Genomic DNA, 18,424 nt, shown 5'->3' with positions numbered 1-18,424 from the left:
AATTTTGTATCGAGAACCTTTTTTTTTTGCTTCTCGATACAATTTGCTCATGCTTCACAAATCACTCGAAGTGACGTTATGTTTTGTTTGCTTTAAGTATGACGTGTGTTACAATCTAACTTCGATATTATTTTCTCTTAATTCTTCTTTTAAATCTTGAATTGCAATTTCACCAAAATGAAACACACTTGCTGCCAAAGCAGCGTCAGACTTCCCAACTTTAAAGGTGTCTACAAAATGTTGTACTGTCCCTGCGCCTCCTGAAGCTATTATTGGAATATTTAAAGTTTCAGATAATCTCGCTAACGCTTCATTTGCAAAACCAGCTTTTGTTCCATCATTATTCATAGATGTAAACAAAATCTCTCCTGCACCTCTAGTTTCAACTTCTTTAGCCCAATCAAACAAATTTAATTCGGTTGGAATACTTCCACCAGCCAAATGTACAATCCATTCGCCATCAATTTGCTTTGCATCAATAGCAACCACAACACATTGACTCCCAAATTTATTGGCCAATTCGTTAACTAATTCTGGTCTTTTTACTGCTGAAGAATTGATAGACACTTTATCAGCGCCAGATTTTAATAACACATCAACATCTGCTATTGAAGAAATACCACCTCCAACCGTAAACGGAATATTAACATGTTCTGCTACTTTTAAGACCATATCAATCATGGTTTTTCGACCTTCTAATGTTGCCGAAATATCTAAAAAGACTAATTCGTCAGCTCCTTTTAAGGCATATTGCTTCGCTAATTCTACAGGATCTCCTGCATCACGTAGGTTTACAAAATTGACACCTTTAACGGTTCTTCCGTCTTTAATGTCTAAACATGGTATGATTCGTTTTGTAAGCATATTTAGGTCCTCGAAATCAAGGTTTATTATTAATTATTATACTACTATATTTTATTTTAGAGACACTTCGACTGCGCTCAGTGTGACGTTAAAATTCTAATTTTCAATGCTACGATAGCATTCTAATCACTATTATAAAAAGCGTTCTAATTCTTTTAAAGTAATTCTATTTTCGTACAGTGCTTTTCCAATAATAACACCTTCACATCCAATCTCTGCTAGCTTTTCTAAGTCTTCAATAGTTGTTACTCCTCCTGAAGCTATCAACTTAACGGACTGACCAGAACTGTCATTACTACATTGTTCAATAATATTTTTATACAACTCTAAAGAAGGACCTTCTAACATCCCATCTTTAGAAATATCTGTACAAACTACATATTGAATGCCCTGCTTTTGATAATCTTTTATAAACGGAATCACCTCCAAGCTACTCTCTTCCAACCAACCGCTAATTGCAATTTTCTGGTTATTACAATCCGCACCAAGAATAATTTTCTGAGAACCATACTTGCGTATCCAACCTTCAAAAGCATCTCTATTTTTAACAGCTATACTTCCTCCTGTAATTTGTTTAGCTCCAGAGTTAAATGCTGTTATAATATCATTATCGGACTTTAAACCACCTCCAAAATCGATTTTAAGATTGGTTTTAGAGGCTACCTGCTCTAACACTTTATAGTTTACTACATGAGATGCTTTTGCACCTTCTAAGTCAACCATATGCAAATATTCTATTCCTGCATCTTCAAATTGTTTAGCGACTTCTAATGGATTTTCGTTATAGATTTTTGTGGTATTGTAATTTCCTTTAGTCAAACGTACACACTTTCCTTCTATAATGTCAATTGCTGGTATTATTCTCATATCTCTTGCCCACAAAAGTGGAAATTATTTTTTTTGTTACTATTTATTTTAAATTAAAACCTTTCGACTACGCTCAAGGTGACAACACGAAGAATTATAGCTCGATAAAATTCTTTAATATTTGTTCTCCTGCAGTACTACTTTTTTCAAGGTGAAATTGTACCCCATAAAAATTATTATGTTGTAAAGCCGAAGCAAAATCTATACTATAAGTAGTAGTTGCGATACTTTCTTTACAATTTTCGGCATAAAAACTATGTACGGAATACATAAACTCTTGATTTTTTACATCTTTAAACAAGTCCGACTTTAAATCTGTAATAGTATTCCAACCCATTTGTGGTACTTTAACCGAGTTGTCAAAACGCTTAACAGCTACATCAAAAATACCTAAACCTTCTGTATTGCCTTCTTCAGACGATTTACACATTAATTGCATGCCTAAGCAAATTCCTAATACAGGTTGCGTTAACATCGGAATCAATACGTCCAAACCACTTGCTTTTAGCATAGCCATTGCAGAGCTAGCCTCTCCAACTCCGGGAAAAATCACTTTATCTGCTGCTTTGATTTCTGCTGGATTATTGGACAATATAGCGTCATACCCCAAGCGTTTAAAAGCAAATTGTATGCTTTTTATATTTCCTGCTCCGTAATCTATAATTACTAGTTTCATTATAACATCCCTTTTGTTGATGGTAAAAACATTTTGTTAGAATCGCGTTTTACTGCCATTTTCATAGCTTTTGCAAATGCTTTAAAAATACCTTCTATTTTGTGGTGCTCATTTATACCTTCTGCTTTAATATTCAAATTACATTTTGCACCATCTGTAAACGACTTAAACAGGTGGAAAAACATTTCAGTTGGCATGTCTCCAATTTTTTCACGCTTAAAATCAGCGTCCCACTCTAACCAGTTTCTACCACCAAAATCAACTGCTACCTGCGCTAAACAGTCATCCATTGGTAAACAAAAACCATAACGCTCTATGCCCAATTTATTACCCAACGCTTTATTAAATAACTCACCTAAAGCAATCATTGTATCTTCAATAGTGTGGTGCTCATCAACTTCTAAATCGCCTTCAACTTTAATGGTTAAATCCATTGCACCATGCCGACCAATTTGGTCTAACATATGGTCAAAAAAGGATAAACCAGTATCAATATTATTTTTACCAGAACCGTCTAAATTTACTTTAATGTAAATTTTAGTTTCGTTAGTATTTCTAGTAATTTCTTCAACACGATCTTCTAATTTTAAAAACTCGTAGATAGCTTCCCAATCTGTGCTTGTCAATGCGATACAATCAATAATAGCTTGTTTTGACGTTTCAATTTCATCAGCACCTAATTCTGGATCTTCAGACAAAAAGATACCTTTTGCTCCTAGGTTTTTAGCTAATTCCATATCAGTGATGCGGTCTCCTAAAACAAAACTATTTTCTAAATCGTACTTTTCTTTATCAAAATACTGCGTTAATAAACCTGTTCTGGGCTTACGCGTTTCTGCATTTTCATGCGGAAATGTTTTATCTATATACACATCCGTAAACACAACGCCTTCCTTTTCAAAAGCAGTTATTACTTTATTTTGTGCAGGCCAAAAGGTGTCTTCCGGAAAAGAATCTGTTCCTAAGCCATCCTGATTAGTAACCATTACCAACTCGTAATCCAATTCTGAAGCTATTTTAGCCATGTATTGAAACACTTTTGGGTAAAACTCTAGCTTCTCTAAACTATCTAGTTGATAATCTACGGGTGGCTCTAATACCAATGTTCCGTCTCTGTCTATGAATAATACTTTTTTCATGTGCTATTTTTTGTAGTGAGATTCTGAAAAACGTTCAGAATAACGCGTTATACTCTTTTTAATGCTTCGATTAATTTGCTGTTTTCTTCTGGTGTACCAACAGTTATACGAACGCAGTTTTTAACTTGTGTATTTCTATTTCTAATAATTACTTTTTCCTCGATTAAGTATTGATACGTTTTATTAGCATCATCAACTTCAACTAACAAAAAATTAGCATCTGTAGTGTATATTTTCTTTACTATATCCAATTTGATTAAAGCGTCTTTTAACTTTTTTCTTTCTTCAAGAATAGTATCAATATTTTTAGTGACTTCTTCTAAGTTATTTAAACTACTTAAAACCGCTTTTTGGTTTAATGTACTAACATTATAAGGTGGTTTTACACGGTTATAAAGTGCAATTATAGCTTGGCTTGCATAAGCAACACCTACTCTAACACCTGCTAAACCCCAAGCTTTACTAAAGGTTTGACTAACAATTAAATTATCGTATTTATCAATGTTTTTAATAAATGACGCTTGCGCACTAAAGTCAATATAAGCCTCGTCCACAATCACGATACCATTAAAATTTTCTAAAATATATTCAATATCTTCAGGATTTAAACTGTTTCCTGTTGGGTTATTAGGCGAACAGATAAAAATGATTTTTAAATCTTCAAAATCTAAATACGGTTGTAGCTGATTTAAATTAATCTGAAAATCGTTAATCAACGGTTGTTCAATAACCTCAATATTATTAATATTAGCTGATACATCATACATTCCGTAGGTCGGTGTAAAGGTTAAGACCTTATCTTTTCCAGGTTCGCAAAAAATACGAAATGCTAAATCTATAACTTCATCACTACCATTACCAATAAAAATTTGATCAGTTTCTACATTTTTAATAGCAGATAACTTTTGTTTTATTTCTATTTGTTGTGGATCTGGATATCTGTTTAAATCTCCAAATGGATTCTCGTTTGCATCAAGAAAAACATCTGCAGTCCCTTTAAACTCATCTCTTGCAGAAGAATAGGCTTTTAGAGCTTTAATGTTAGCTCTAACAAGGTTGTTTATGTTTAAATTTTTGTCCATTTTTTATTTTTACTAATTGTATTGATAGTAATCTGTTATTTTATTCTTGTGTGATACTGAAACGAGTTCAGTATGACGTTGCGATAATATTTAATCTTTAAATAATCATTCACAATTTATATTTCATGATTAATGAATCTTATTTCTTAAATCTTGTTTAATCCATCACGTCACACTGAATTTATTTCAGTGTCCCATTATTTATACTTGTGTGATACTGAAACTAGTTCAGTATGACGTGGCATTATTTTAAATCCTTTAATCGAATAGTCACCGCGTTTTTATGCGCTTGTAATCCTTCGGCTTCAGCCATTAACTCTATAGTATTACCAATATTTAGTAATCCCTGTTTTGTTATATTTTGAAAGGTAATCGCTTTTGTAAAACTATCTAAATTCACACCAGAATAGGCTTTACTAAATCCATTAGTTGGTAAAGTGTGATTAGTTCCGGACGCATAATCTCCTGCGCTTTCTGGGGTGTAATTACCAATAAACACTGATCCTGCATTCTCGATTCCGTCGACATAAAAGTCATTATTATCCGTACAAACAATAAAGTGTTCTGGTCCGTATTGATTAATTAAATCTAATGCTATGGCATCAGTTTCAACTAAAATAGATTTAGAATTATCTATCGCTTGTTGTGCAATATCTTGTCTTGGAAGTACCTTTAGCTGAAGCTGAATCTCTTCCGCGACAGCGTCAATTAACTTTTGAGAGGTAGACACCAAAATGACTTGGCTATCTGCTCCATGCTCGGCTTGACTTAATAAATCCGAAGCCACATAACTAGCATTTGCTGTATCATCTGCAACGACTAACAACTCACTTGGACCTGCAGGCATATCAATAGCAACACCATATTTAGTTGATAATTGCTTAGCAACAGTTACAAATTGATTTCCAGGTCCAAATATTTTATAAACCTGAGGGATAGTTTCTGTACCAAATGTTAAACCAGCAATAGCTTGGATTCCGCCAACTTTAATAATTTTAGTAACACCACAAAGTTGTGCTGCATACAAAATTTCGTTTGCAATTTTACCGTCTTTATTTGGCGGAGAACATAATACTATCTCTTTGCAACCTGCAATTTGCGCAGGCACTGCTAGCATTAAAACCGTTGAAAATAAAGGCGCTGTACCAGCAGGAATGTAAATTCCAACTTTTTGAATGGGTCTTTTTTCTTGCCAACAGTTAACACCTTCTGTGGTTTGCACACTCACTTTTTCTGTCTTTTGTGCGGTGTGGAAGGCTTCAATATTACTTTTTGCTTGCTGAATAGCTTCTTTTAATGGCTTTGAAACTTTAGCACTTGCTGCTTCAACTTCTTCAACTGTAACTACATTTAACTCTAATTTTGCACCATCAAATAATTGTGTGTACTTAGCGACTGCTTGATCACCATTACGTTGTACATCCTCAAAAATTTGAGTTACCGTAGTTTCGATATCATTTACCGTTTGGGTTGGGCGTTTTAAAATGTCTGACCACGTTGCTTTTTCTGGGTTGTTTATAGTTTTCATTATAATACCATATTATCGATTGGACAAACTAGGATGCCTTCTGCTCCATTTAATTTTAATTCGTCTATAATTTCCCAGAAATCATTTTTGTTTATTACAGAGTGGATTGAGCTCCAACCCTCTTGTGCCAATGGTAAAACTGTTGGACTTTTCATTCCTGGTAAAATGTTTATAATATCGTCCACCTTATTATTTGGTGCATTTAAAAGTACGTAACGTGATTGTCTAGCTTTTAAAACAGATTGTAATCTGAATTGTAGTTTGTCAAGTATCGCTTGATTGTCATCAGAAATTTGAGGAGATACTGCCAATACAGCTTCTGACTTTAAAATAACTTCTGCTTCTTTTAAACCGTTTTTAAATAATGTGCTTCCGCTAGATACAATATCTACAATAGCATCTGCTAATCCAATATTTGGAGCAATCTCTACAGACCCATTAATGATGTGTAAATTGGCTTTAACTCCGTTTTTCTCTAAAAATTGATTAACTGTATTTGGGTAAGATGTTGCAATGCGTTTACCTTCTAAATCTTTTACAGAATTATATTTAACACCTTTTGGCACTGCAACAGAAACTTTACAACTTGAAAACCCTAGTTTTTCAGCAATTGTTATATCGTTTCCTTTTTCGATTAAAACGTTTTCTCCAATAATAGCAACATCTACAACACCATCTTTTAAATATTGTGGAATGTCTCCATTACGTAAATAAAAAATCTCTAAAGGGAAATTTTTTGCTGAAGCTTTTAATTGGTCTTTACCATTATCTATAGAAATACCAACATCTTTAAGGATTTGCATCGAATCCTCGTTTAATCTTCCTGATTTTTGAATTGCAATTTTTAATTTACTCATTTTATTTCTTTTTAAATTTTTTAGATTTTTTTGAAAATTTGAGTAAATCTTTAGGAAAGTGTATAAAAACAAAAAACCGTTTGATTTACTCAAACGGTTTTAAATATATTTTGATTTTATTCAATACATTTCTAACTGGCTTGAGTGCTAGTATGGAAATGATGATGATGTAATTGAATAAAGTTCATGTCTTTTTTTGTTCTGTACAAAGATTGTTAAATTTAATTTTAAAAACCAAATTTATTATAAAATAATTTTAAGTTTTTATAAAAATTCTAATACTTGATTTATTGGTTACCTAAAATAATAGGCATTCCGCTATCTCCTGATCCAATCACAATTACTTTGCTATTATTAGATTCTGAAAGCTTTACAGTAGCTTCTATCCCTTTGTCTTGTAATATTTTATCAGTTAATGACGCACTTAAAATTTTGTTTGCATCAGCTTTACCTTGAGCTTCGATAATTACTTTTTCAGCCTCTTTAGCTGCAGTAACTAATCTAAACTCATACTCTAAAGATTCTTGTTCTTGTTTAAGTTTACGCTCAATTGCATCTTTAATAGTTGGAGGCAAAGTCACATCTCTAATCAAAATGTTATTTAATTGTATGTATTGTGACTCGACGATTTTTTTGGTTTCTTCAAAAATTTCATCCTGAATAGCATCACGTTTACTAGAATATAATTGCTCTGGAGTATAACGTCCTACAACGCTTCTAGCTGCACTACGTATGGCAGGTTGCAATACTCTGCTTACATATTCTCTTCCTTTTTCTTTATGTAACTTACTTAAGTTTTTATAATCAGGTTGATATAATACAGAAGCATCTAATTTAATATCCAAACCGTTTGAAGATAACACAGACATTTTTTCTGGTAATTCTTGTTGTCTAACCTCGTAATCGATAACACTGTTCCAAGGTGCTACAAAATTTATACCTTCACCAAGTGGTTCGCTATCTGGATCTACTCCACCTCCAAGTTGATACAATACTCCTGCATGACCAGAATCAATTGTTTTAACCGATTTAGCCATAATAATTAATCCTATTACTGCTGCTATTATAAAAGGAAATGCTCCTTTTGGTAATTTTTCCATAATTTTTTTTATTTTAAATTAATCCTTTAAATTTTCTGATAAACCATTCTAACGCTAAGCTTAAAGCGATAATAAATAGTAAATATGACCAATCAATCAAAGGTACAACACTTTTATTGCTTTTTTGAATGGGTTGGTAACGATTATCCATTAATAAACTATCGATTAAAGCCTCATAACTATTTATAAAATATGCTTCACCACCACTATTAGTAGCTAATTGTTGCAACTTTGTTACATCTGCGTTTAAAAATTGTTGCTCTACGTTATACTCAATAATTTTAAAAGTACCAGAAACTGAAATATTCTCTGAAGCTGAATTTACCGTAAAGTTATAGTTTCCAGATTCTAATCCGTTTAAGTTAACTTGATAACTATTTCCTTTTAAAATCAAAGGTCTATTTAAAACAGCTTGGGTTTTTGTGTTTTTTAATGAAATCACCAAGGATGCATCAGTATCAAACTCGTAATTTTTATTAAAAAACTGAGCGTTTATAACAATATTATCACTTCCGTTGTAAAATGAATTATAAGTAATATTCAATCTATTGCGACGCTTATTAGATGCCAAATATTGAACTAATTTACCAACAAAATTGTCAAACTTTAAAAAACTGTCTTCGTTAATATAACTTTGTGCTCGCCATTTCCAAATATCTTCTCCAAACAATACTGCTTCCCTAGTTCCATTAGTTTCTAAAGTGGCTAATAACGGTTGTTCTGTTTTTATACCAGATACTGTTTTATATAATATTGTTTCAAACGGTTGATTAAAAATAGACTCACCAAAAGTAGATTTTAAAGGAGGAAGATTTTCAAAATCTATATCTTCAACTATAAAAGGGTTATAATTTTTATTTAAAGAAGGTTGATATTCTTCGGTTTGCGAGGTATAATCTAAATTATAACTACCAGTCACTTTATTTAAAAATTGCCAATCTGTTTTTGCTCCAATAATAACCCATTTATTTTTGTTTTGCTTTTGTAATTCATCAAACAAAGACTTAAATAAAGCATTTGGCTGACACAGTATAACTAATTGAAAATCATTTAATTGATTTAAAATTTTATTAGGTCTTAAAAACACAACTTCACGTTGCTCATTACTTTCAATACTTTTTTTTATAGCTCCTAAATCAGGATGTAAAATAGTACTTACAATAGCAATTTTAGATTTTTGATCAATGACTTCTACAGCAAAATTTTTGTAGTTATTGGTCTTATTTTTTTCAGTATCTAACGGAATTATTTGTGCTTTGTAATTTTGCACTCCAACATCATTTGCAGGTAAAGTAAAATTTAAAACTTGACTATTATTAGATTTATCTAAAGTTATTGGTTTGGAAAAAACGGTAGCATTTCCTTTTGTGACTATAAACTTGCTAGTTATTGGTTGATTACCATTATAGACTACTATAGCTTCAATAGGAAAGTTATTTTTTAAATATGCGTATTTATTAGCATTTAGCTTACTAATCTGCAAATCTGAGTAAACTACTGTATCACCAAGGATTATTGGGTAAATAGCTTGATTATATTTTTTTGCAGAAAATTGATAATCATTACCAATAGTCTGATTACCATCTGTTACCATTATAGTTGGCGACACTGTGTTTTTATATACTTGGGTTAAGGATTTAAAAACCTTATCAACATTAGTTTGGCGATCTGCAAAAGTAAAACTATCTGCAACGGTTATATCCTCTCCAAAAGCAAACAATTTTACATTAAATTTATCAGTAACCTGAGTGTTTTTTAGAACATAGTTAGTGAATGTTTTAGCCTTATCTGCTTGATTTAAATGCTTTAACGATGCTGAATTATCTACCGCTAATATTAAGTTTGGTTTTTCAGTGTAATATTCTACTTGCTCAAATTTTGGATTTATTAGTAATAATAAGACTGAAAATAAGGTGATAAAACGTAAAAAAGCAAAAAGCGCATTATCCTTTGATGCGCTTTTTGTTTTATAATAATACTGAAATAAGGCTAATAATACAGCGATTATTCCTGCTAAAATGATATATATTATAGTATCTGTAGACACTTAATCTTCTTTTACTTTAATAATATCAAAAGCGTTCATAAAACGTTTGATATCCTTATTATTATCATTTTCTGTCAAGCATATTACTTGAGATATAAACATTATATTATCTACTAAATAAGCATTCATATAAATAAATGCCTTTTCAATTTCAATTTTAAAACTCCTTCCTGGATAACCATTGTGAGTTACTTTATTTTCAAATATTAATGTACCATTAACATTTTGCACAGCACCTTGTACCGCTGCATCAAGGACTTCATCTTCATAATTATCCGCTACATCTTCAAATTGAGATTTTGGATATGCTGATTTTATAACAGAATAAACAACATTAGTACTATTTTCTGAAGTTGCCACATGCATAATCATGTACATATCTAAAGGTCCTGCTTCCGTATCTATCACTTCAAGTGTTTGTACAGGTTGCACAGGATATTTAGCAATAAATGCATGCTCTTCGGATTTATAGTCAATCCATTCTTGAGCTGAAGCATTTAAAGTTGACACTAAAAAAAGCGTCAATATAAAAACAATGTTTTTCATGGTTTAATTATTGTAAGACAGTTTGTGGTTAACCCTATTTTAAGTTAACATTCCACCATCAACATTTATAGTTTGTCCAGTTACATAGGCAGACATATCTGATGCTAAAAACACACATACATTAGCAATATCTTCTGGTGTACCACCACGCTTAAGTGGTATAGCATTACGCCATCCTTTAACGGTTTCTTCATCTAACTTTGCAGTCATTTCAGTTTCGATAAAACCTGGTGCTATCACATTACTTCTAATATTTCTTGAGCCTAACTCTAAAGCTACAGATTTAGAAAAACCAATAATACCAGCTTTTGATGCTGCGTAGTTAGTTTGTCCAGCGTTACCTTTAACACCAACCACAGAACTCATGTTAATTATAGATCCTTTACGTTGCTTTAACATAGTACGTTGTACTGCTTTTGTCATATTAAAAACAGACTTAAGATTAACTTCAATTACTTGATCAAAATCTTGTTCACCCATTCTCATTAACAAGTTATCTTTAGTAATTCCTGCATTGTTTATTAACACATCAATGCTACCAAATTCTGCTAAAACATCCTCTGCTAATTGCTGTGCTTCGTCAAAACTTGCTGCGTTACTTTTATATCCTTTTGCTTTTACACCAAAAGCATTTAATTCTTTTTCTAACTCGTTTGCAGCCTCTACAGACGAACTGTAAGTAAATGCTACATTTGCACCTTGCTGAGCAAATACTTGAGCAATACCTTTACCAATACCTCTGGAAGCACCTGTAATAATTGCTGTTTTCCCTTCTAAAAGTTTCATTTATGATCTATTTTTTGCTTTTCGATTTAATCGAAAATATATTGTTAGTTTACTAATTCAAATATAGTAATTACAAATTGTTATGTATAAAAAAACCTCATAATTTATACAATTATGAGGTTTTAAACTATAGACTTCTTACAGCCTCTTTATGTTGTTTTAATTACATTTTAACGTCTTCTTGTTTTTCGTAATTAAATAAATAATCAACATCCATCTCTTGTACTTTTCCTAATTTATTTAGAGCTTTTAAATCCACATCTTTTTTGTTTCCAATTACCATAACGTTATAATCTTCTCCTTTTATGTTTTTATTAAAAAACTCGCGTAAATCCGCTAAAGTCATATCTTTAATTGCATTATACATAGCCTCTCTGTTATCCTCTGAGATTCCTAATTTTTGAAGTCTTTCATAACTCCAGAAAATACTAGATTTATTGATACGTTGTGCTGCTATTTGCTTTAAAGTAGACTCTTTAGCTGCATTAAACTGAGCTTCAGATTCTGGCATATCATTCATTAATCCCATCATAGCCTCCACTGCTTGTGGCATTTTGTTTGCCTGAGTACCAATGTATGCCATTACGTAATTAGAATCGTCTTTTTCTCTAGCAGTACTATAATTAGACCATGCAGAATATGCTAATGATTTAGATTCTCTAATTTCCTGAAAAACTATTGAGGATAAACCTCCTCCAAAATAGGTGTTAAATAATGTAGATGCAGCCATATTTTCTGCTTTAAAAGGTTCTCCTTTTGCTAAAAACATCATTTCGGACTGTACCATGTCAAAATCTACAAAATACACATTTCCTCCAGTTTCTTTTTCTGTAAAAGCAACTGCTTCAGGATAATCTTTAAGATCTTGATTTACTTTATGAGATTTATTTATAGCTGAAATTGCATTATCTACATCTTTACCGTAATAAAACATACGCTGTTTGTAGTTTTTTAAATCTTTAGTTAGATTTACTAATTCTTGAGGATTAATACTATTTAATTCTGTTACAGGAATGATGTTTCGTAAGCTAGAATTTTCGCCATATTTAGCATAATTCATTAAACCACTTCTTAAAATACTACCTTTATTAGTTTTATTATTTTGTCTTCCTTTAGCAATAGATTGTACGTATTTACTATATGCTTCCTGGTTTGGTACAGCATTATCCAATAATTCTTCTAATAGCTCAAGACCTTTTGGAAGATTTTCTTTTAACCCATTTAAACCAATAAAAGTTTGCTCATTACCTGTATTTACGTAATAATCTATTCCTAATTTATAAAACTCTTTTTTCAAGTCTTCATTTGAATATTTATCTGTACCTAAATACTCTAAATAACCTACTGCTAAATCTAATTTTTTGTCATTATCACTTCCCATATCAAAAATGATGTTTAAGTCAAATAAATCATTAGATTCATTTTCAATATATGATACTTTAATTCCGCTATCGGTTTTAGTTGTTTTAATAGCTGAAGCATAATCTACATAGACAGGTTTTAAAGCTTCTGACTCCATTTTATTAAAGTCTTCGATATATTTAGAATTAGCACCTCTATTAAGATTAACAGGTGTAATTCCTGGGTTTTGTACTTTTACGATTTTGTCGTCATTACCTTTACGTTTGTACGTTACAACGTAATTATCTTTGTAAAATGAATTAGCAAAATCCACCAATTGTTGTTTTGTAATCTTTTTTAAGTCGTCTAAAAAACGGACTTTGTCTTCCCATTGTTCGTTATGAATAAAAGCATCAACATAAGCATCTGCTACAGCTGTACTACTTTCAAATTGCTTTAATTGAGATTTTTTAAGATCATTGATAACTGCATCAATCATCCAATCTTCAAATTCACCTTTTTTAAGTTTGTTAATTTGATCTAACATTAAACCTTTTAACTCTTCTAACGACTGACCTTCTTTAGGTGATCCACTTAAAGAATGGTAACCATAATCGTTTAAAAATGTTGTTGAAGATCCAGCATATTGCACTAATTGCTTTTGATTTAAATTTAAATCCATCAAACCAGCGTTACCATTAGCCAAAATCATATCTGCTAAGGTTACAAGTTTTTCTTCTTCAGTATTAACTCCGCCTGTTCTGTAGGCTATAGAAATACTTTCTGCAGTTGGTCCATACACCTCGTTTTCTACTATTGCAGTTAATGGCTCTTCCTTAGGTAGTACAGGATGCTCTACTTCTTTTCTTTCAAACTTACCAAAGGTATTATTCACTTTTTGTATGGTTGATTCAAAATCTAAATCACCAACTAAAACGACTGCCATATTATTTGGTACATAATATTTATCAAAATAGTTATTAATATCTATCATAGAAGGATTTTTTAAATGCTCTGCAGTACCAATAGTAGATTGCTGACCATAAGGATGATTAGGGAATAAACCTTCTAGCATAGCTGCATAACGTTTACGACCATCATTATCTTGACCTCTATTAAACTCTTCAAAAACAGCTTCTAATTCTGTATGAAATAAACGTAAGACTACTTGTCCAAAACGCTCGCTTTCTAGTGCTAAAAATTTGTCTAATTCGTTTACCGGAATTTTATTGGTATACACTGTTTGCTCAAACCAAGTATAAGCGTTAGTACCTGTAGCACCTAAAGAGCTTGACATTTTATCATACTCATTAGCTACTGAATAGTTTGATGCTTCTAAAGACACTCGATCAATCTCTTTATAAATAGCTAGTTTATTATCTGGATCTTTTTCAGCTCTATGTTTTTCGTATAAATTAGAAATAGTGTCTAGATATTTTTTTTCAGTTTCCCAATTAACTGTACCAATCTGATCGGTACCCTTAAAGACCATGTGCTCTAAATAATGTGCTAATCCAGTAGATTCTTTGGGATCGTAATTAGAACCAGCTCTTACTGCAATGTAAGTTTGGATTTTAGGCTCATCGGTGTTTTTGCTTAAATATACTTTTAGACCATTATCTAAGGTATACAATCTTAACCCTGTCGGGTCATTAGCTACGCTTTGATAACTAAATCCATTGGCATCCTTTTGTGTTTCTGTTTTAGCTGCGGTTGTATCCGAATTACTTTTTTTGCAGCTAGCAACAAAAGTAATTACAGCTAAAGCTAAAATTAGTTTTAAATGTTTCATTTTTTGGTTGATTATGTTAATAAAAAAAGTTCGTTAGCTAAATTAAGCTAACGAACTTTAAACGTTTATTTATTTGGATTATTTTAACACATTAGTGTTAAGTAATTTAAGCCATAACTTCGGCTACTTTTTTACCAATTTCAGCTGGAGAATCTACTACGTGAATACCACATTCTCTCATAATTGCTTTTTTAGCTTGAGCTGTATCATCAGATCCACCTACAATTGCTCCTGCATGACCCATTGTACGTCCTGCTGGTGCAGTTTCTCCTGCGATAAAACCAACGATAGGTTTTTTACTTCCTGAAGCTTTGTACCAGTTAGCAGCATCTGCTTCTAATTGACCACCAATTTCACCAATCATAACAACACATTCAGTTTCTGGATCATTAATTAATAACTCAACCGCTTCTTTTGTAGTTGTTCCAATAATTGGGTCTCCACCAATACCAATTGCAGTAGTGATTCCTAATCCTTGTTTTACAACTTGATCCGCAGCTTCATACGTTAATGTACCAGATTTAGATACGATACCAACTTTTCCTTTTTTGAAAACAAAACCTGGCATAATACCAACTTTAGCTTCTCCTGGAGTGATAACGCCTGGACAGTTAGGTCCAATTAATCTACAGTCTTTGTCTTTGATATAAGCTGCTGCTTTAATCATATCTGCTACAGGAATACCTTCTGTAATACAAATAATTACTTTAATTCCTGCGTTAGCAGCTTCCATTATTGCGTCTGCTGCAAATGCTGGTGGTACAAAAATGATTGTAGTGTCTGCTCCTGCTTTATCTACAGCTTCTTGCACTGTGTTAAAAACTGGTCTGTCTAAATGAGTTTGACCACCTTTACCTGGTGTTACACCACCTACTACATTTGTTCCGTATTCAATCATTTGACCTGCGTGAAAAGTACCTTCACTACCTGTAAATCCTTGAACTATTATTTTTGAATCTTTGTTTACTAAAACGCTCATGTTTTGTATTGATTAAGAAATTTTATGTTGAATTGTTCTTTGCTATGCAAAAGTAAGTTTTTGATTGCGATTACTAAAAGTATTTTAAATTTTATTTTACGAATATGATGATAAACTAGAAGGATTTTCATCAAATAATTGACTTATTTCGTATCCTTTATATAAAAGTCCATCCTTTACTTCCCAGATTGAAATAAAATGAGCTATTGGCTCCACCTTATCAGGTCTTTCAATTGTAGCTGCATAGGCTGTATATCTAGCTGTAATGGTATTATTTTCTTTTAGTAAATGACTTAATTTATAAGTAAATGACACAAATGATTGTCTAACCTCCTTTAGCTTTTGGTCAATACCGTTATAATCTAAGGCTGTATATCCTTGACTACTATTCCAATGCAATTGACAATTTTTATCAAACATTTCAATCGCATTATCTGCTTTTGCTAAATCTAAACTATAAAAGGCTTTTACAATTGCTCTGGCTGACATCTATTTGTTTTTTAATTGTTTAATTATTTCAGGAATTCGCTTAATATATGCCAACTCTTTTAATTTTACTCTTGATTCTTCAATTGGCGTCCCAAAATAGGATTTTCCGCCTTCTATGGATTTTGTCACACCTGTTTGACCTAAAACATTAGCTTTTTTACCTATTGTAATTCCGCTAGTTGTTCCTACTTGTCCCCAAAGTGTAACTTCATCTTCAATAATACAACATCCTGCAATACCTGTTTGAGAGGCAATTAAACATTTTTTACCAATAACGGTATCATGCCCAACTTGGATTTGATTATCTAATTTAGAGCCTTCTCCAATGGTCGTGTCTCCTGTAACCCCTTTATCTATAGTACATAATGCACCAATATCTACATTATCTTGTATTACTACTCTACCTCCAGATTTTAATTGATCAAATCCTTCTGGTCTATTTTTATAATAAAAAGCACTAGCACCTAAAATACTTCCAGCATGGATGGTAACATTGTTTCCAATAACCGTGTCGTCGTATATACTTACGTTAGAATGGATTACACAATTATCTCCAATAGTAACATTATGACCTATAAAACAATTTGGTTGTATTACTGTATTTACGCCAATTTTTGCTGATGTTGATATCGCTACATTTGAACTAGTAAATGGTTTAAAATATGACGTAAGTTTATTAAAATCTCTAAAAGGATCATCACTAATTAACAATGCTTTACCTTTAGGACAATCCACCTCTTTGTTAATTAAAACAATGGTAGCTGCACTATTTAAGGCTTTATCATAGTATTTTGGGTGATCAACAAAAACAATATCTCCAGGTGTTACTACATGAATCTCGTTCATGCCTAGCACCTCAAAATTAGCATCTCCTACAAACGTACAGTCTATAATTTTTGCAATGTCTTGTAATGTATATATCTTTGGAAATTTCATTTAACTCCAGACTATTCCTTTACACGTTCTTTGTAAGTCCCTTTGTCTGTTTCAACTTTAATTTTATCGCCTTCATTAATAAATAAAGGAACGTTAACAGTTGCTCCAGTTTCTACCGTTGCAGGTTTTGTTGCATTAGTAGCAGTGTTACCTTTAACTCCCGGCTCAGTAGCTGTTACTTCTAAAATTACGGTTGCTGGCATATCTACAGAAAGTGGCATATTGTCTTCTGAATTGATTTGAATAGTAACCACTTCACCTTCTTTCATTAAATCTGGTGTATCTAAAGCAGACTCTAATAATCTAATTTGAGAATAATCCGCTTCATTCATAAAATGATAAAATTCGCCATCATTATATAAATACTGAAATTTATGTGTTTCTACTCTTACATCTTCTAATTTATGACCTGCAGAAAACGTATTATCTAACACTTTACCGTTAGTTACACTTTTCATTTTTGTTCTAACAAAAGCTGGTCCTTTACCTGGTTTAACATGTAAAAATTCAATGATTTTATAGATATCATTGTTATATCTAATACATAGTCCGTTTCTAATATCTGAAGTCGTTGCCATTTTTATTTTTTAATTTTTAATTTTTAATTTGATTTGAAATACCCTTTCATGATTCCACGATGAGAATTCTTTATAAACTGAAGAATTTCATCTCTTTCTGTCGTTGCTTCCATTTCTGCTTCAATAATAGCAGCAGCTTGCGAGTTGTTGTAATTTTTTTGGTATAAAATTCTGAATATGTCCTGAATTTCTCTAATTTTTTCAGTGGTATAACCTCTACGTCTTAAACCAACAGAATTAATTCCTACGTAAGATAGTGGCTCTCTACCTGCTTTTACAAAAGGTGGCACATCTTTACGCACCAAAGATCCTCCTGTTACAAAAGCATGACTACCTACTGAACAGAATTGGTGTACAGCTGTCATACCTGCCAAAACAACATAGTCACCTATATTTATATGTCCAGCTAAAGTTGAATTATTAGAAAATATGCAATTATTACCTACGATACAATCATGAGCAATATGGCAATATGCCATTATTAAACAGTTATCTCCAACAACAGTTTTCATTCTGTCAGTTGTACCTCTATTAATTGTAACACACTCTCTTATAGTAACATTATCACCTATGATTGTAAGTGTATCTTCATCATTATATTTTAAGTCTTGTGGTACCGCAGAAATTACAGAACCAGGAAAAATATTACAATTTTTACCGATTCTTGCGCCTTCCATAATTGTTACGTTACTACCAATCCACGTACCTTCTCCAATAATTACATTATTGCTTATAGTAGTAAATGGCTCAATAACCACATTTTTTGCGATTTTCGCTCCTGGATGAACGTATGCTAGGGGTTGGTTCATTTTTTTAG

Annotated in this window: 17 protein-coding genes; all 17 read right to left on the bottom strand. The window is 31.9% G+C overall.

Going from position 1 to position 18,424, the window contains the following annotated elements:
* Positions 1-108: 108 nt before the first annotated feature.
* The 17 genes from hisF to lpxA all read right to left on the bottom strand — a co-directional run bounded on the left by hisF (position 109) and on the right by lpxA (position 18,416).
* Positions 109-864 carry an imidazole glycerol phosphate synthase subunit HisF gene (hisF, locus tag B2989_RS05290; protein ID WP_292945216.1) on the bottom strand — a complete coding sequence of 252 codons (756 nt, stop codon included), beginning with the start codon at positions 862-864 and terminating at the stop codon, positions 109-111.
* Positions 865-996: 132 nt separating this feature from the next.
* The gene (gene hisA, locus B2989_RS05285; RefSeq protein ID WP_292945213.1) at positions 997-1,731 is read right to left on the bottom strand and encodes a 1-(5-phosphoribosyl)-5-[(5-phosphoribosylamino)methylideneamino]imidazole-4-carboxamide isomerase; all 735 of its coding nucleotides are present in this window, start codon (positions 1,729-1,731) and stop codon (positions 997-999) included.
* A gap of 94 nt (positions 1,732-1,825) precedes the next feature.
* Positions 1,826-2,407: an imidazole glycerol phosphate synthase subunit HisH gene (gene hisH, locus B2989_RS05280; protein ID WP_292945210.1), complete on the bottom strand. Its 582-nt coding sequence runs from the start codon at positions 2,405-2,407 to the stop codon at positions 1,826-1,828.
* A complete protein-coding gene (gene hisB, locus B2989_RS05275; RefSeq protein WP_292945207.1) occupies positions 2,407-3,546 on the bottom strand; it encodes a bifunctional histidinol-phosphatase/imidazoleglycerol-phosphate dehydratase HisB in 1,140 nt (379 codons plus the stop codon). The genes hisH and hisB overlap by 1 nt, the downstream gene beginning before the upstream one ends.
* Positions 3,547-3,593: 47 nt before the next feature.
* Positions 3,594-4,628: a histidinol-phosphate transaminase gene (gene hisC, locus B2989_RS05270; RefSeq protein WP_292945204.1), complete on the bottom strand. Its 1,035-nt coding sequence runs from the start codon at positions 4,626-4,628 to the stop codon at positions 3,594-3,596.
* Between the two features lie 244 nt (positions 4,629-4,872).
* On the bottom strand, positions 4,873-6,156 hold the full coding sequence (gene hisD, locus B2989_RS05265) for a histidinol dehydrogenase (protein ID WP_292945201.1): 1,284 nt from the start codon (positions 6,154-6,156) through the stop codon (positions 4,873-4,875).
* On the bottom strand, positions 6,156-7,013 hold the full coding sequence (gene hisG, locus B2989_RS05260; protein WP_292945198.1) for an ATP phosphoribosyltransferase: 858 nt from the start codon (positions 7,011-7,013) through the stop codon (positions 6,156-6,158). The genes hisD and hisG overlap by 1 nt, the downstream gene beginning before the upstream one ends.
* 287 nt (positions 7,014-7,300) lie before the next feature.
* Positions 7,301-8,113, bottom strand: a complete 813-nt coding sequence (locus tag B2989_RS05255; protein ID WP_145001756.1) for a prohibitin family protein — start codon at positions 8,111-8,113, stop codon at positions 7,301-7,303.
* A gap of 13 nt (positions 8,114-8,126) precedes the next feature.
* Complete coding sequence (locus B2989_RS05250) at positions 8,127-10,160, bottom strand: VWA domain-containing protein (RefSeq protein WP_292945194.1); 2,034 nt, start codon at positions 10,158-10,160, stop codon at positions 8,127-8,129.
* Complete coding sequence (locus tag B2989_RS05245) at positions 10,161-10,706, bottom strand: hypothetical protein (RefSeq protein WP_292945191.1); 546 nt, start codon at positions 10,704-10,706, stop codon at positions 10,161-10,163.
* A gap of 39 nt (positions 10,707-10,745) precedes the next feature.
* Positions 10,746-11,492 carry a 3-oxoacyl-[acyl-carrier-protein] reductase gene (gene fabG, locus B2989_RS05240; protein WP_145001759.1) on the bottom strand — a complete coding sequence of 249 codons (747 nt, stop codon included), beginning with the start codon at positions 11,490-11,492 and terminating at the stop codon, positions 10,746-10,748.
* A gap of 163 nt (positions 11,493-11,655) precedes the next feature.
* Entirely contained in the window at positions 11,656-14,625 is a 2,970-nt protein-coding gene (locus tag B2989_RS05235; RefSeq protein WP_292945187.1) for a M16 family metallopeptidase, read from the bottom strand.
* A 106-nt stretch (positions 14,626-14,731) separates the two neighbouring features.
* The gene (sucD, locus tag B2989_RS05230) at positions 14,732-15,604 is read right to left on the bottom strand and encodes a succinate--CoA ligase subunit alpha (RefSeq protein ID WP_292945185.1); all 873 of its coding nucleotides are present in this window, start codon (positions 15,602-15,604) and stop codon (positions 14,732-14,734) included.
* Positions 15,605-15,700: 96 nt separating this feature from the next.
* Positions 15,701-16,093, bottom strand: a complete 393-nt coding sequence (locus B2989_RS05225) for a nuclear transport factor 2 family protein (protein WP_145001762.1) — start codon at positions 16,091-16,093, stop codon at positions 15,701-15,703.
* A complete protein-coding gene (locus tag B2989_RS05220) occupies positions 16,094-17,029 on the bottom strand; it encodes a UDP-3-O-(3-hydroxymyristoyl)glucosamine N-acyltransferase (protein ID WP_292945180.1) in 936 nt (311 codons plus the stop codon). It abuts the gene before it with no gap.
* A gap of 11 nt (positions 17,030-17,040) precedes the next feature.
* Positions 17,041-17,607, bottom strand: coding sequence for an elongation factor P (gene efp / locus B2989_RS05215; protein WP_145001764.1), 567 nt, complete (start codon positions 17,605-17,607; stop codon positions 17,041-17,043).
* 23 nt (positions 17,608-17,630) lie between these two features.
* A complete protein-coding gene (gene lpxA / locus B2989_RS05210) occupies positions 17,631-18,416 on the bottom strand; it encodes an acyl-ACP--UDP-N-acetylglucosamine O-acyltransferase (RefSeq protein ID WP_028282084.1) in 786 nt (261 codons plus the stop codon).
* Positions 18,417-18,424 lie beyond the last annotated feature (8 nt).

The sequence above is a fragment of the Olleya sp. UBA1516 genome (assembly GCF_002323495.1).
In the GTDB taxonomy this organism is placed as follows: domain Bacteria; phylum Bacteroidota; class Bacteroidia; order Flavobacteriales; family Flavobacteriaceae; genus Olleya.
Note: the sequence above shows the minus strand (reverse complement) of the source record. Positions and strands in the feature narration are given on the sequence as shown.

Bases quoted from the DNA above. Each gene is read 5' to 3' on its own strand.
- lpxA (WP_028282084.1), bottom strand. From the start codon at position 18,416: ATGAACCAACCCCTAGCATACGTTCATCCAGGAGCGAAAATCGCAAAA.
- hisB (WP_292945207.1), bottom strand. From the start codon at position 3,546: ATGAAAAAAGTATTATTCATAGACAGAGACGGAACATTGGTATTAGAG.
- B2989_RS05245 (WP_292945191.1), bottom strand. From the start codon at position 10,706: ATGAAAAACATTGTTTTTATATTGACGCTTTTTTTAGTGTCAACTTTA.
- efp (WP_145001764.1), bottom strand. From the start codon at position 17,607: ATGGCAACGACTTCAGATATTAGAAACGGACTATGTATTAGATATAAC.
- B2989_RS05235 (WP_292945187.1), bottom strand. From the start codon at position 14,625: ATGAAACATTTAAAACTAATTTTAGCTTTAGCTGTAATTACTTTTGTT.
- B2989_RS05225 (WP_145001762.1), bottom strand. From the start codon at position 16,093: ATGTCAGCCAGAGCAATTGTAAAAGCCTTTTATAGTTTAGATTTAGCA.
- sucD (WP_292945185.1), bottom strand. From the start codon at position 15,604: ATGAGCGTTTTAGTAAACAAAGATTCAAAAATAATAGTTCAAGGATTT.
- hisH (WP_292945210.1), bottom strand. From the start codon at position 2,407: ATGAAACTAGTAATTATAGATTACGGAGCAGGAAATATAAAAAGCATA.
- B2989_RS05220 (WP_292945180.1), bottom strand. From the start codon at position 17,029: ATGAAATTTCCAAAGATATATACATTACAAGACATTGCAAAAATTATA.
- hisG (WP_292945198.1), bottom strand. From the start codon at position 7,013: ATGAGTAAATTAAAAATTGCAATTCAAAAATCAGGAAGATTAAACGAG.
- B2989_RS05255 (WP_145001756.1), bottom strand. From the start codon at position 8,113: ATGGAAAAATTACCAAAAGGAGCATTTCCTTTTATAATAGCAGCAGTA.
- hisA (WP_292945213.1), bottom strand. From the start codon at position 1,731: ATGAGAATAATACCAGCAATTGACATTATAGAAGGAAAGTGTGTACGT.
- hisD (WP_292945201.1), bottom strand. From the start codon at position 6,156: ATGAAAACTATAAACAACCCAGAAAAAGCAACGTGGTCAGACATTTTA.
- hisF (WP_292945216.1), bottom strand. From the start codon at position 864: ATGCTTACAAAACGAATCATACCATGTTTAGACATTAAAGACGGAAGA.
- hisC (WP_292945204.1), bottom strand. From the start codon at position 4,628: ATGGACAAAAATTTAAACATAAACAACCTTGTTAGAGCTAACATTAAA.
- fabG (WP_145001759.1), bottom strand. From the start codon at position 11,492: ATGAAACTTTTAGAAGGGAAAACAGCAATTATTACAGGTGCTTCCAGA.